General features: G+C 53.0%; 13 protein-coding genes. 8 read left to right on the forward strand and 5 right to left on the reverse strand.

Annotated features, from left to right (window positions below):
- Positions 1-73: 73 nt before the first annotated feature.
- The 3 genes from AA0Z93_RS14490 (at position 74) to AA0Z93_RS14500 (ending at position 2,656) form a co-directional block, all read left to right on the forward strand.
- Entirely contained in the window at positions 74-973 is a 900-nt protein-coding gene (locus AA0Z93_RS14490; protein WP_413048206.1) for an NAD-dependent epimerase/dehydratase family protein, read from the forward strand.
- A 120-nt stretch (positions 974-1,093) separates the two neighbouring features.
- Positions 1,094-1,816 carry a haloacid dehalogenase type II gene (locus tag AA0Z93_RS14495; protein ID WP_413048205.1) on the forward strand — a complete coding sequence of 241 codons (723 nt, stop codon included), beginning with the start codon at positions 1,094-1,096 and terminating at the stop codon, positions 1,814-1,816.
- Positions 1,817-1,837: 21 nt separating this feature from the next.
- Positions 1,838-2,656 (forward strand): SDR family NAD(P)-dependent oxidoreductase, encoded by an 819-nt coding sequence (locus AA0Z93_RS14500; RefSeq protein WP_413048204.1) that lies wholly within the window; start codon positions 1,838-1,840, stop codon positions 2,654-2,656.
- A 59-nt stretch (positions 2,657-2,715) separates the two neighbouring features.
- Here the strand turns inward: AA0Z93_RS14500 and AA0Z93_RS14505 are convergent, their stop codons facing one another.
- Complete coding sequence (locus tag AA0Z93_RS14505; RefSeq protein WP_413048203.1) at positions 2,716-3,459, reverse strand: SDR family oxidoreductase; 744 nt, start codon at positions 3,457-3,459, stop codon at positions 2,716-2,718.
- Positions 3,460-3,620: 161 nt separating this feature from the next.
- On the opposite strand from AA0Z93_RS14505, the gene AA0Z93_RS14510 reads away from it, so the two are divergent.
- Both AA0Z93_RS14510 and AA0Z93_RS14515 read left to right on the forward strand, forming a co-directional pair.
- Positions 3,621-4,403 (forward strand): SDR family NAD(P)-dependent oxidoreductase, encoded by a 783-nt coding sequence (locus AA0Z93_RS14510; RefSeq protein ID WP_413048202.1) that lies wholly within the window; start codon positions 3,621-3,623, stop codon positions 4,401-4,403.
- Positions 4,404-4,492: 89 nt separating this feature from the next.
- Positions 4,493-5,389, forward strand: a complete 897-nt coding sequence (locus tag AA0Z93_RS14515; RefSeq protein ID WP_413048201.1) for an alpha/beta fold hydrolase — start codon at positions 4,493-4,495, stop codon at positions 5,387-5,389.
- Positions 5,390-5,501: 112 nt separating this feature from the next.
- Here the strand turns inward: AA0Z93_RS14515 and AA0Z93_RS14520 are convergent, their stop codons facing one another.
- Both AA0Z93_RS14520 and AA0Z93_RS14525 read right to left on the reverse strand, forming a co-directional pair.
- Positions 5,502-6,491: a zinc-dependent alcohol dehydrogenase family protein gene (locus AA0Z93_RS14520; RefSeq protein ID WP_413048200.1), complete on the reverse strand. Its 990-nt coding sequence runs from the start codon at positions 6,489-6,491 to the stop codon at positions 5,502-5,504.
- A gap of 104 nt (positions 6,492-6,595) precedes the next feature.
- Positions 6,596-7,498 carry a LysR substrate-binding domain-containing protein gene (locus tag AA0Z93_RS14525; RefSeq protein WP_413048199.1) on the reverse strand — a complete coding sequence of 301 codons (903 nt, stop codon included), beginning with the start codon at positions 7,496-7,498 and terminating at the stop codon, positions 6,596-6,598.
- A 183-nt stretch (positions 7,499-7,681) separates the two neighbouring features.
- Between AA0Z93_RS14525 and AA0Z93_RS14530 the strand changes: the two genes are divergently transcribed.
- The 3 genes from AA0Z93_RS14530 (at position 7,682) to AA0Z93_RS14540 (ending at position 11,206) form a co-directional block, all read left to right on the forward strand.
- A complete protein-coding gene (locus AA0Z93_RS14530) occupies positions 7,682-8,791 on the forward strand; it encodes an alkene reductase (protein ID WP_413048198.1) in 1,110 nt (369 codons plus the stop codon).
- A 137-nt stretch (positions 8,792-8,928) separates the two neighbouring features.
- The gene (locus tag AA0Z93_RS14535) at positions 8,929-9,654 is read left to right on the forward strand and encodes a hypothetical protein (RefSeq protein ID WP_413048197.1); all 726 of its coding nucleotides are present in this window, start codon (positions 8,929-8,931) and stop codon (positions 9,652-9,654) included.
- A gap of 388 nt (positions 9,655-10,042) precedes the next feature.
- Positions 10,043-11,206, forward strand: coding sequence for an MFS transporter (locus tag AA0Z93_RS14540; RefSeq protein WP_413048196.1), 1,164 nt, complete (start codon positions 10,043-10,045; stop codon positions 11,204-11,206).
- 36 nt (positions 11,207-11,242) lie between these two features.
- On the opposite strand, the gene AA0Z93_RS14545 is transcribed toward AA0Z93_RS14540, so the two are convergent.
- Both AA0Z93_RS14545 and AA0Z93_RS14550 read right to left on the reverse strand, forming a co-directional pair.
- Complete coding sequence (locus AA0Z93_RS14545; protein ID WP_413048195.1) at positions 11,243-11,794, reverse strand: restriction endonuclease; 552 nt, start codon at positions 11,792-11,794, stop codon at positions 11,243-11,245.
- Between the two features lie 253 nt (positions 11,795-12,047).
- Positions 12,048-13,826 carry a hypothetical protein gene (locus AA0Z93_RS14550; protein ID WP_413048194.1) on the reverse strand — a complete coding sequence of 593 codons (1,779 nt, stop codon included), beginning with the start codon at positions 13,824-13,826 and terminating at the stop codon, positions 12,048-12,050.
- Positions 13,827-13,832: the final 6 nt, after the last annotated feature.

Genomic DNA, 13,832 nt, shown 5'->3' on the forward strand with positions numbered 1-13,832 from the left:
AGGGTTGTTCGATGTAGGTGGGAGTCAGTAACGGGGTAGGGCGAAATCATTCGCTCATAGCCCTGGAGGACACATGTCTCAAACAATCAAGCGCGTAGCAGTCACAGGTGGCCACGGTAAGGTCGGTAAGGTTCTGGTGCCATATCTGAAAGAGAAGGGCTACGACGTATTCGTGATTGATAGGGACGACCCACTGGATCCGGACGAGTTAATGATGAAGGCCGACCTTGAGGACTTCGGTCAGGCGTTGGATGCCCTGTCATCGGTTGGTGAAGACGTATATGCCCGCCCAGAGCCAAAAGGCTTTGATGCGGTTATTCACCTTGCCAGCATGCCGCACCCTCGCATGATTCCTGACAGCGATGAATTCCGTCTGAACATGGTAGCTACCTACAACGTGTTCGAGTCTTGCCGTCGCCTTGGCATCAAAAACATTATCTGGGCGGCAAGTGAAGTAGGTACCGGTGTGCCATACGACAAAACGGATGCTCCTTACGTCCCAGTGGACGAGGATTATCCGATGCGAGGCTACAACGTCTACTCACTTACCAAGGTGCTAGGTGAAGAAATGGCGCGTCAGTTCTGCCTGAACGATCCGTCCCTGCGAATCACTTGCCTGCGTCTTTCGAATGTCATGAACCCGGAAGAGTACGCCAAGTTCGAGACTTGGCAGGACGATCCAACCGTCCGTTTGTGGAATTTCTGGACGTATGTTGATAACCGTGACGTAGCGCAGGGCATCGAGTTGGCGTTGCATCACGATGTTCGGGGCAAGGACGAGTTCTTCATCACCAACGATGAGACCGTCATGCGTACGCCAAGTAGCGAGCTGCTCGATCAACACTACCCGAACATCGAGCGCCGCAAGCAGATCATCGGCAACGAGGTTTTACTTTCGAACGACAAGGCGAAGCGGGTACTGGGCTTCAAGCCTGCTTATTCGTGGCTGACAGAAGTAGAAAAGAAAGCCTGATCTGGCGTAGACGTTTGCCTTCGTGCAGCCGGAAGGCGGATAGCACTCATTGCCCCATTCGCTGGGGCAATGTCTTTCTGTATGACTAAAACTCACGACGCATACCTAGGGGGCGACCAGATGGCAAAGCTAGAAGAAGTAGGTTTTCTAGGGTTCGACGTATTTGGCACTGTTGTCGATTGGCGAAGTGGCGTTGCGCGAGCGGCTGCACCCTTCCTCAAACGCCACAGGTTGAACCTAGACCCCCTTGTATTTGCGGATCAATGGCGTGGGCTATACCAACCGTCTATGCAACGTGTGCGGTCAGGGGAGCGCCCTTTTGTGACTCTGAACGTTCTTAATCGGGAAAATCTAGAGACGGTACTTTCCAGCCACGACGTAGATTTTGCGCAGATCACTGATGCAGAGCTGACGGAGCTGAACAAGGCTTGGGAGCGGTTAGATCCATGGTCTGACTCTGTGGCCGGTCTCACGCGTCTGAAGCGCAGATTCTCTATTGGCCCTCTGTCTAACGGGCATATCGCCGGGATGCTCAATCTAGCCAAATTCGGTGGGCTGCCCTGGGACGTAATCCTAGGCGCCGAAGTTGCTGGATCATACAAGCCACAGCCGCAGGCCTACCTGAAATCTGCCAAAGCAGTGGGCCTGGCACCTGAGGCAGTCGCAATGGTTGCCGCTCACAATTCTGACTTGGCTGCTGCGCGCGCCAACGGGCTTAAGTCCGTTTTCATTCGACGCCCGTCCGAGCATGGGCCGGGCCAGACGTCCGATCTGATTGCTGAGCAAGACTGGGATGTGATCGTCGACTCTCTCACTGAAGCAGCCGACGCCCTCGACTGCTAACTCTATTTTTGGAGCATCACCATGACCGACTTACGTCCACTCGCTCTGGTCACCGGGGCATCCAGTGGCATTGGCTACGAGCTGGCGCGCTTGTTCGCGGCTGATGGTTACGACCTGATCATCACGGCAACAGGCAAAAATGATGGCTTGGAGCGTACTGCTGATGCAGTCCGTGCAACTGGAGCCGATGCGATCATTGTCAAAGCCGACCTGACTGAGTCAAAAGGCGTAGAGCGCGTTGTAGAGGCGGTACACGCATCGGGACGTCCACTGGATGCAGCAGCGCTAAACGCAGGATTAGGCCTAGGCGGGTTTTTCCTTGGCGGTACCCAGCTTGAAGACGAAATGAAGCTGATCCAGCTCAACACGGCGTCTCAGGTGCATCTCACAAAGTTATTGCTTCCAGACATGGTCGCGCGTGGCCAAGGACGCCTGCTTTACACCGCGTCGATTTCCGGAACGATGCCTACGCCTTATGAAGCGGTATATGGTGCGACGAAGGCATTTCTGATTTCCTTCGTAGAGGCTGTGAAAGCGGAGATCAAAGACAGCGGCGTTAGCCTGACTCTGTTGTTGCCTGGAGAGGTGGATACAAACTTCTGGCATCGAGCAGGAATGGACACGAGCAAGCTTGGGCTGGGCCCCAAAGCTGCGCCTACGAAAGTGGCGGAGGAAGGGTACGAAGCGATGAAAGCAGGAAAGGATCGAATCGTTGCGGGCAAGCCCGACAGCAAGTTCATCGGCAATGTCGTTAACAACCTTCTTCCTGACACTGTGACGGCACGCTTGCATGCGAAAGGGGCGCGACCTGGCTCAGGGGTAGAACCTCAGGACGATTAGTCCAAGTCTGCAAGACTTAGCCTCGCCGACGGCCAATCTGGTTGGCCGTCGGCTTTTCATTACCAGTCCTGCTTGGTCGGGTGAATAACGATGTCATTGATGGTGAGGTTGTTAGGCTGGTCTAGGGCATAGGCCACGGCATCGGCAACCTGCTCGGGCGTAATGGCAATCTTGTTGAGCTCCTGTGCTGCCTTCTTGCCTTCACTATTGTTGACCTTGTCCGCCCAGCCGGTATCAATCACGCCAGGGCTGATCATCGAGACCTGGATGCCATGCTCGACACCAACTTCCTTGCGTAGGCTTTCGGTGATGCCTCTGATGAAGAACTTCGTCGCGCTGTAGACACCGCTTGAACCACCGACATGAAGCCCGGCTACGGAGGACATGTTGAGGATCTTGCCGTGGCCTTGCGCAATCATGCCCGGCAGAGCTGCCGCGATGGCATGCAGATATCCACGGATATTGGTGTCGATCATCTGATCCCAGTCATCGACAGCAACATCCTTCCAATCAGAAAACAGCATCAGCCCCGCGTTGTTAACCAGGCTATCTACTTTTCCGTATTTGGAAACAGCGAATTTGACAAGATCCTCAAGGTTGGAGCGTTCGGAAACATCGGTGACGTGGTACGACGCTTCACCGCCTGCATCCTTTATCTGCGACACGAGTTTCTGAAGCTTTTCCTCGTTCCGAGCTGCCAAGACTATCTTGCTGCCTTTCCCGGCGAGCTTCAGCGCCGTGGAAGCACCGATACCTGATGAGGCGCCAGTGATGATGGTTACGGTGTTTTCCAAATTCGACATTTCCTGTTCCTCTGTAAGCTAGGGGTACAGCGTCCGACCGTCAGGGAACTGCGATGACGTTGTATGCGCACCAACGCTCCGTTGAATCCATCTCATGGATCGTTCGGCTCTGGCGACTCTCCGATGGTAAGTGACACACATTTACCCCAGAGGAGAAAACCATGACTGTTACACGACCACTCGCTCTAGTAACTGGAGGCTCTTCAGGGATCGGTTTTGAACTGGCCAAGCAGTTCGCGCAGAACGGATTTGACCTGGTGATCTCTGGTTCGAGTGACAAAGTTGAGCAATCTGCGGAAGAGATCAAGAAGTTAGGAGTGGAATGCTTCCCACATCGGGCCGATGCGGCCACCTACGAGGGCGTTCAAGGCCTCTGGGATTTCGTCGTATCGCTGAATCGTCCACTTGAAGCTGCTGCGCTTAACGTGGGGGTCGGTCAAGGTGGGGCCTTCATTGATAACAAGCTTGAAGATGACTTCAAACTGATCGCTATCAATATCACCGGTACGGTGCACATGGCCAAGCGAGTTGCTCAACACATGGTGGCGAACGGGAAGGGCCGTATCCTCATCACGTCCTCAATTTCCGCGACTCAGCCGACCCCTTACGAAACGGTCTATGGCCCATCGAAGGCATTCGGATTTTCCTTCGCCGAGTCCTTGCGTGAAGAGCTTCGCGAGACCGGCGTCACGGTGACTGCTTTGCTACCTGGTGCGACTGATAGCGAGTTCCACAAGAACGCTGGCATGGCCAACAGCGCTATCGGCGAATCGAAGAAGAACGACAAAACTGAGGTCGCTCGTCAAGGCTTTGAGGCCCTAATGAACGATGTTGATCATGTCGTCGGCGGCGACGAAGAAACCAAGCAAAAGGCAATTGAAAACCGTACGACCCCAGAAGTCGTGAAGGCTCAGCGGCATGCAAAAAATGCTCGCTTGAAATAAACGCAAGGTGCCCCACGAAGGTGTGGCTTTCTTAAAGAGAGCCTCGCCTTAATAGGTATCCCTCGTCTCATGAGTTATAGGAGCAACCATTGAAAGAGTCCGAAAGCTATGAAATGAACTGGTGCTCGGTAGACGTGGGCGATGGAGTGAGGATTCGCTACGGCGTGGCGGGGAGCGGGGGTAAACCTGTCCTTCTCATCCATGGCTACCCGGAGACAGCGATTGCGTGGCGAAGAATCGTAGGCCCACTGGTCAAGCAGGGGTACAAAGTAATCGCGCCCGACGTCCGAGGCGCGGGTGGATCGAGTCGGCCACTTCACGGGTATGACAAAAGCACAATGGCGGAGGATTGTTTCAGCGTGCTCCAGGATGCTGGCGTTGCGGCACCCGCTCTAATCGTCGGACATGATATTGGGCTGATGATCGCCTACGCCTTTGCTCGCAAATACCCTGAGTCCACCAGAGGGCTCGCTGTCCTTGACGCGCCACTGCCAGGTACTGCGGCGTTTGATCGGGTAAGTATGGATGACCGACGCGTTTGGCACTTCCACTTTCATCAAGCTCCGGATATGCCCGAGGCGCTCACAGCCGGAAAGGAGGCTTATTACCTTGAGCGCTTTTGGCACGACCTTGCCTACGATGCAGGAGCCATCGATGAGATAACCAAAGCCAGCTACATTTCCAGCTTCAGTGGGCCTGGTGGAATGAGAGCGGGGTTCGAGCTGTACCGATCCTTTACCGTCGACGCTGAATTCAATCGTGCTCAATTAGCTGCGCATGGGAAGACAAAAATCCCGGTGCTCGCCTTGGCAGGAGAATCGAGCGCGTTCAGCACGATCATGAAACTCATGATGGAGGAGGTGGCTGACTCCGTCAGTTTTGTCACCATTGATAAGGCAGGCCACTGGCTCTCAGAGGAAAACCCTACCGCAGTGGCGCAAGCGTTGATCGACTTTGATGCATTGATCCTCGGGTACGACAGCTGAATTAGCTTCGCCAATTAGCCCCAGAGCGAACGCGACATTTGTCAGGGACTGCTGCCCTCTGTGAAGCAATCCGAGACAGCTGATTAGCACGACTGACTACGTCGAGCATGGATTATATTTCGATAACTATTTTCCCGATCTGCGCATTCGACTCCATGTATTGGTGCGCTTCAATTATTTCGCTGAACGGGAACGTTTTTGAAACCACTGGTTGCAGGGAGCCACTTTCAAGCCCTTTAGCGATGAAGTCTTTGGCACGGTTCAGACGTTCAGGATCTTGGGTGATCTCAAAGAGCTGGTAGCCGCGAATGGTCAGGTCTTTGCCCAGCAATTCCATGACTGGAACACTCAGGTCGGTGGTTTCAAGCGCTCCGTATTGGAAAAAAATACCCAAGTACGAAAGGGCTCGAAGGATGTTTGCGACCTCAGGGCCGCCGACTGGATCAAACGCCATCCGCGCGCCTTTGCCCTCAGTTAAAAAATTCACTTCAGCTACCAGATCCTGCTCCGACGTTGCGATCACGTGCGCAGCGCCGGCATCCAGAAGTGCTTGTCGTTTTTCACTGGTACGGGTCAATGCCACGGGAATAGCACCTAAGAGGTTCGCGATCTGAATGGCCGCCAACCCAACGCTACTCGATGCCGCACGAATCAATACGGTTTCGCCTTTTTGCAGGTTGCCGATGTCTACCAGCGCGCCGTAGGCAGTTACGTACTTCATCCATGTCGCAGCCGCCTGGATGGATGTCAGTCCTGCTGGCTGCTTCACAAGCGCGTGTGCCGGAGCAACGACGAGCTCTCCATACATTCCGTAATCCGCAAAAGAAAACGCTGGTATGACGTTCACCTCGTCGCCTACGGCATGTCCAGAGACACCTTCACCGACCGATTCAAGAGTGCCTGCAGCTTCATACCCGAGGATCGCTGGCATGTCCGGGGTGAAGGTGTACTGGCCCGACCTGTACATGGCCTCGGCACGGTTCAGCCCGAGTGCTTTCACCTTGATGCGCACTTCGCCGGCGGCAGGTGCTCGCACATCCACGTCATCAATTTGTAGGACTTCTGGGCCACCCATGCGGTGAAAACGAACGACTTTAGACATTGCCAGTTCCTGCGATACGGAAAAGGTCAAAACTAATCGCTCGCAGCGGCTTCAGGAAGATCGCCTGCAGTCACACACTGTTATCCAGAAAATACCAATTGGCATCACGCCAGATGGTGGGTAGCCATCAGCGCTTTCAACCATTCTATGAAGACTGCCACTTTGGGTGGCAAAAGTTCGCGGTGCGGATACAAGATCGAAACCCGCTTTGCTGGAACCTCAATTTCGCTGAGCACCTGTACAAGCAAACCATCCTGCAAATGGCTGCGTACAGATATCTCCAACCCCTGAAGCAATCCAAAGCCAGCCAACGCCGAAGCCACAAACGCCTCAGTGTCGTTGACTCTGATTCCTGACTCCAACCGCATTCCTCTCACTTGGCCGTTCACTGTGAACACCCACTCGATAGGGCGCGGGTTGTTGCCTGAAAAGTAATTTACGGCGCGGTGTGTTTCCAGGTCAGCTAGGGTTTGAGGTGTTCCAAAGCTCCCAAGATAGGAGGGAGCAGCGCATGTCACCATTGGCAGATAGCCAATACTGCTGGCGATTAGGCTGGAGTCTTCAAGCTCCCCCATCCTGACCACGCAGTCAACACCTTCACTGAGCATGTCGATGGGTTTATCACTCGCTCCGATGGTCAGCTCAATCCCTGGGTACTGACTTTGAAAGTCCATCAGTGCAGGAATAATCAAGAGCTTCGCAAGGCTAACCGGCATGTCTACACGAAGCTTTCCGATAAGGCGGGCAGGGCGATTGCCCAGAGAAGACATGGTCTCCGAAACGTCGGCCAGGATCGTTTTGCAACGTTCATAAAACGCCTCACCCTCAGGGGTCAGATTTACCTGACGCGTCGTCCTGTTGAGCAGCCGACCACCCAATTGTTGTTCGAGGAGCTGAATCGTTTTGGAAACGGCGGGGCGGTGCAGGTGTAGAGCTTGCGCGGCCTTGGTGAAGCTGCCGGTTTCGATGACGCTGACAAAAACCTGCATCGAGTGAAAGACGTCCATCAGATACACCCACGGAAATTGGAAGTTAGACTATCAAAAATCTTTGGATGACTTTCATAAGCTGGCTGGTATTCCCTGTCGGATTGGTAATTTAGGAGAACCAGTGTTGTGCTCAGGGACGATCTTCACCTGCGCTGAATTGGTACGTAGGGTGTGGGCCAAATACGTCTTTTGAGATCAAAAATGTCGACCCTTCCCCGTTCTACTGACCTTTTCGACGCTATCACCGTGGGTAATCTGTCGCTTTCCAACAGGATAGCGATGGCCCCATTGACCAGGAGCCGCATGGGCTCAGATGGCGTGCCGACGGCTTTGCACGCAACCTACTATTCCCAGCGGGCGACTGCCGGGCTGATCATCAGCGAGGCTACAAATATTTCTTTGCAGGGGAGAGGTTATGCCTATACCCCTGGTATCTGGAGTGATGAACAGGTTGCCGGATGGAAACTGGTGACGGATGCGGTGCATGAGGTTGGCGGCAAGATTGTTTGCCAGCTTTGGCACGTTGGTCGGTTTTCTCACACGTCTCTTCAGCCGGAGGGTGGCGCTCCAGTCGCACCGTCTGCGATTCAAGCTGAAGGGCATACGTTTACAGAAAACGGATTCGAGCGGGTCTCGGTACCCAGGGCACTGACTACAGACGAAGTCGCTAGCCTGTCCGGGCAATACAGGCATGCCGCTGAGTGCGCCAAGCGGGCAGGGTTCGACGGGGTCGAGGTACATTCGGCCAACAGTTATCTGCTCGACCAATTCATCCGCGACTCCACGAATAAGCGCACGGATCGGTACGGTGGATCCATCGAAAATCGTACACGCTTGACGCGCGAGATCGTGGAGGCGGTGCTTGAGGTGTGGGATAGCGGTAGCGTTGGCATCCGCCTTTCGCCGACTACGCCCGATGCCGGCAACACTCCGATGGACAGCCAGGTCATGGAGACTTACGGGTACCTGATCGACAGGCTGAATGCTTATGACCTTGCTTACCTGCACTTTGTTGAGGGTGCCACGGCAGGCTCTCGCGACCTACCTGAAGGCGTTGATCTGGATGCACTGCGGAAGCGGTTTAAGGGCGTTTACATGGGCAATAATGGCTATGACCTCGAACTCGCCATCGAGCGCCGAGAAGAAGGTTTGGTAGACCTGGTGGCATTTGGGCGGCCATTCATTGCCAACCCTGACCTCGTAGAGCGGCTCAAGCAAAAGCTGCCGCTCACAGAGTCCACTCGTGACGACTATTACGGTGGTGGTGCGAAGGGATACACGGACTGGGGGACAGCAACCGCATTGCCTTGAGGCCGTTGGATGATTGGCAGGCAGACCTAATCACCTCAGTGGATGCGTCGTCCACTCCGACGCAGCCGTGATAAGGTCGCTCGAGTCCGCGCTTAAGTGCGGAATGAGCAATGACAATCATCTAGCGGGGCAACGAAATGGATATTCGGTTCTTCCTTGAACAGCGGCTCGCCTTCATAGAACAGCTCTATCTGAATGGGGCCAACCCGTTTGAGGATCGCAAAAGGAAAATTGAGAGCGAGGAAGATCCCTTCATTCCACCCTACATTGAAGATGGTGAGCCGGCCTATCTGAGTGAGTGGCTGGAAGCTGATTCGTCAGTACAAGTTTTAGGTAGCGCATGTTTATCAATGATTGCTGCGTCGCTACACCTGTACTTCACTGAGTGGGAGCGCCAGCTGGGGCCCGCTCCTGGGCCTTCACTTAAATCAGCATTCAAAAACGGGGGGTGGCCAAACGGCTACCGGGCGTTCTATTTGGCCCATGGCTCAGACCGGTTTGAGGATGGCCCCTTCGATTTCGCTTTGATTGAAGAACTCGTTCTGGCCAGGAACAGCATCCAACACCCCGACTCATTGGTGTTTGAGACATCTCGATATTCTGACGACACGCTGCAAAAGATGCCGAGCCCCTTTTTCGTGAGTGATCGGGAGAAAAGCCTGATTGAGGAATCCGATGGGGAGAGCCGGCAATGGTTGTACCGACCCCATATTCACATCACTACCGAGAAATTCCTGCATGCCATTTCTCAGGTGTCGGCATTGGTGAAGTGGCTGGAGGATCAAGGGGAGACCATCATGCACAAACGGTATCTTGAGCGAAAACGTCAACGGGAAATCGACGCGGGCTCCAGTCCGTCGTAAAGCCTACCCCGCTCAATCATCGGGGCGAGCAATGTTTTTCCTAGATATGCTTCTGTGGGCTGCCCGCCTAATCGTGCGATCCTCGGGCGATAATAGGCATTGTTGCGCCGTGTCGAACGTCGCGTTGATAGAAATTCAAGGGTGAGCAGGCGGTATTTCCATTAAAATAATGCGCTGCGAATTCGGACGTCCGCTGACCTACCAGTGGTCGCTGACACCCTGAGTATTTCATATCGCACATTTAGAGCCAGGCTTCCAAAGTAGAATCTGCCCTCCTGGTATAGATCACCAGTCCTCCATCGCCGGGACGAATTGGCTTGAGGTTCCTCAAGCATCAGCGCATCAAGCTGCCTCTCGTCGCAGCCCCACCATCTAGAACAGAGGACAAATGACCAATTCGCTAAACCCGAAAGTGTACGTACTGACGTTTACTGCTTTTGTGATGCTCTCATCAGAATTCATCGTAGCTGGCCTTCTACCTGAAATCGCGACAGGTCTGCACATAACCGTCGGAAACGCGGGCTGGCTGATCACAGCATTTGCCTTGGGGATGGGAATCGGTGCCCCTGTAATTGCGGCCTTTACACATCGTGTGCGCATGCGCTCGTTGCTGATAGCGGCCTGCGTTGCGCTCTTTTTAGGTAACACCGTTGCGGCCTTGACTGAGAACTTTCCCTTGCTATTGATCGGACGTGCTTTAGGCGGGGTAGGGGTCGCAATCTTCTGGACGAATGCTGCATTGATTGCAGCTGCGATGTCCTCAGATCAGACCAAGAGCCTCGCGGTTTCCAGGGTTTTGATTGGCGTATCGATTGCCTCCGTTGTAGGTGTCCCCGTCGGAAAGGCTGTCAGTGATTTATGGCATTGGGAAGGAGCATTGATTTTGATGTCTGGCTTGAGCGCGGTGGCGCTCTTGATGGTCATCAAGTGGATCCGTCCACCTGAGTCAAATGCATCAAGGCCAGCTACCACATTGCTGAGCCGACTGAGCGAAATCTGGAAGAAGGATATCGTGCTGATGCTGTTGAGCTCGGTGCTGATATTCGGCGGCATCATGTCCGTGTTCAGTTACCTCGCCACCTTCTTGATCCGACATACGGGCTTTCCTGCTGTACAGGTAACGATGATTTTGGCGCTTTATGGTGTTGCGGACATCGTGGGCAACCTGGTGCTGTCCAAGCAAGTTCCCAATCCCCTAGACGCCTTGTTCAAGCGTCTACTCCTGATCTTGGCCGGATCACTGGCAGCTATCACCTTGTTGGGCGATGAAATGTGGCTTCTACCCCTTGCAGTTGCCGCAGTGGGTGGGTGTCACGCAATGACTGGGTTGTTGATGGGTATTGATGTCCTGCGAAGAGCGGGCAGTAGCGCGCAGCTAATCGGTGCCGTCAACGTCACTGCTATCAATCTTGGGATTATGCTGGGAGCTTTGGCCGGAGGCTTTTTGATCGACCACATCGATCTGAGATATATCGGTCTGCTGGGAGGAAGCTTTGTGTTGCTGGGGTGGAGCGTTCGTACCCGTTTACAACCGCTACCTCGCATAAGCTAAACCTCGGGGTGAAGCTGAGGCTGTCCTGACCGATTTCTAGCTGAACATCTCGTTGACCTCCGTAGGAGCACGGCCCAATGACTTAATCGAGATGCTTCCGGCGTCATTCTCACCAACATGCCAGAGCGCAAATTTCGGCAGGTTGAGCCAAGCCGGTGGCTGCGCCGCGACTGGATACGCGGAGCGGGTTTCGTAGGTGGCTGCGCCTTCAATTATTGACACCAAAGCTATGCCGTGCGCTTTAGCGTATTTTATAGCGCCGGATTGAAAACCAGTCGTGGTGAACAGCATGCCTTTATGAGCACCGACTGATCTAACCTTGTCGTGCAGTACCTGAACGAGCTCTCGCTCGACCGCGCTTCGGTATTTTTTGCACTCAATCAGCACGATAAATTCGGCCCCTGCAAAGGCTTGGAATTTCGCCAGCACGTCGATCTGGTAGCTAGAGTCGTAGGCCTCGACCTTTACGTCGTGCTTCACCTCCAGCGATGTCAGTTCACCACCCTGTTTGAGGATCCAGTCCCTGACCAAGCACTCGAATTCAGTGGCGCTGATATCGAGGTTGGGGTTTGCCATTGGTGGGAGCATTTTTCGTCCTTGAATTGAGCGGTTACACGCCTAGTTTTGGCCGGTAGGGCGGGCTCCTGTACCCACAGCCCTGGCAAGTTCACTGTGAGGTAAGCCAAGCTTCCATTTTCCCAGCCTGCCCACTTCAAGTAGTCTCGGCTTGGTCAAATCTAAAAGCTTAAGAAGCCCTTCTTTATCCTGAGGAGCGGGAAACCACTCATCGACCTCGACCTCGACCTCGACCTCGACCTCGACATTACACTGCACAGGCTCGCTACAGATTCAGCGTGTGCATCCCCTTCGCATAATGCGGGCCTACGCAAAGTGCAGTCTTATCTAGAACCGGGTCAACCATGGAGGTCGTCATGATGACCTGAAAGGGCGTGGAATTATGATGCGACAGGGACTCTACCAAAACTCGCTGGAAATTTTGACTGCGGTCGGAGTTCATTCCCTTGTCTTCTGTGTTGTCCAGCAACAGAAGCCTAGGGTAACGCATCGTCTGATCTTCCAGCGACTCCAGTAGAATAGCAAGATGAAAGCTGTTCTTAAGGATCGTTTCCGAACTTGCGGAAAATTTTGAACGGCCATCAACAAGCATAAAATCTTTGCCGAAATCGAACATCACCAATTCGGCGTCATTGAAGGCTGGCTCGAAACCACCGTCTTGCTTCAGTAATTCGACTGTCTTTTCAGATATGCGGCTTTCAACAGTTTCTCTGCGCGTGCTTGTTTGACTCTTCTTAATCTTGATGTCTTCTGCCAGATTTAGGATGGACTCATTAAGAACCCGTTTCTTCTCGATGAGACCTTCTATCGCAGCAACCAGCTTGGCTTTGGTGTCGTAATTTTTAATTCGCTCCTCTACGCTTCCGATTTTTGCAGATATCTCGTTAAGTCTCAGAGTTCGGCCGGAGCTTATACGTAAAGTCGTGACATGCTTGGCCCTTAAAGCTTGAAGTGCAAGCTGGTTAGATTCCAGATAGTGAGAATGCTCACTAAATTTCGTCCTCATTTCAAGTAATACTTGAGTGCTTTCCTTTTTTTGAAAAATCAGCTCATTTAAGGCTGCTAAATAAGAGGCTTCTCTAGAGTTTGTATCAATCTCGGTTTTGCACAGGTGGCACTGATCTCTCTCGTGATTGGTAATGGCGGAAAGGCAGCTTGGGCAAAACTTAAATCTTACTTCGCCAAAAAAATCATAGGCTGTCTTCGATTCTTTGAGGGATTTGATTCTGGAGTCTATTGCCGAAATGAAAAGTTCGGATTCTACTATTTCATTCACCATCTCCGCTTGCTTAGCAGTTCGAATGTCGATTTCCTTAGAGAGCTCACCAATGGCTTTAGCCGCCTTCTCCGCCTCTACATTAAGCGCCGCGTCAGAGGTCTCTTCAGGCTGGACAATCAGGCGCTCGCGTTCCGCTAGAAGCTCCTGTAGTTCGATATTTGAATTTTTGATGGCAGTATTGAGTGAGGTCTCACGCAACGTGCCTTCGGATGGCGATACGTATCTATAGATTGAGTCTAATTGTCCATCAATTTTGGCGAATTCTGATTCGGCTTTTGCGAGCTTTTGCTTCAGCGAGTAAATCCCAAGATCATCAAGGCCGAGTAGGAAGTCACCTATTGCCTGGCGCATGCTAGGTTTGTCGAAGGTTGTGTGCTCGGCCCTCAAGATCTTGTTGACTGCGGTGCCTTGGTCAACATAAATCAGTCGCAAGATCTGATGAATGGTCAAGTTGGCAAAGTCGTCAGTTTGGTCATGAGGCCAATCTAGTAACTCAAAGATTTGTTGAGAAAAGCTCAATTTTTCGTCGGTTCGAATCAAACCATATTTTTGCCACACGGCTGACGTGCCTGCTTCGCGGAGTTCATTGTATGACCCTCCGAAAAAGCTCATGGGTGGCTTCTTTCCAGGCTCTACCGTTCTGTGTATGGTCATCACGTGACCGTTAATCTCAATTTCGGCAAAAACGCCATCACAGGTTTGTGCTTCTTCATTCCATCGATCTTCGGCTATATCCCCACCTAGGCAGCTAAATAGAAAGTCCATGATCGT

This window comes from Pseudomonas phoenicis (genome assembly GCF_047302395.1).
Lineage (GTDB): Bacteria > Pseudomonadota > Gammaproteobacteria > Pseudomonadales > Pseudomonadaceae > Aquipseudomonas.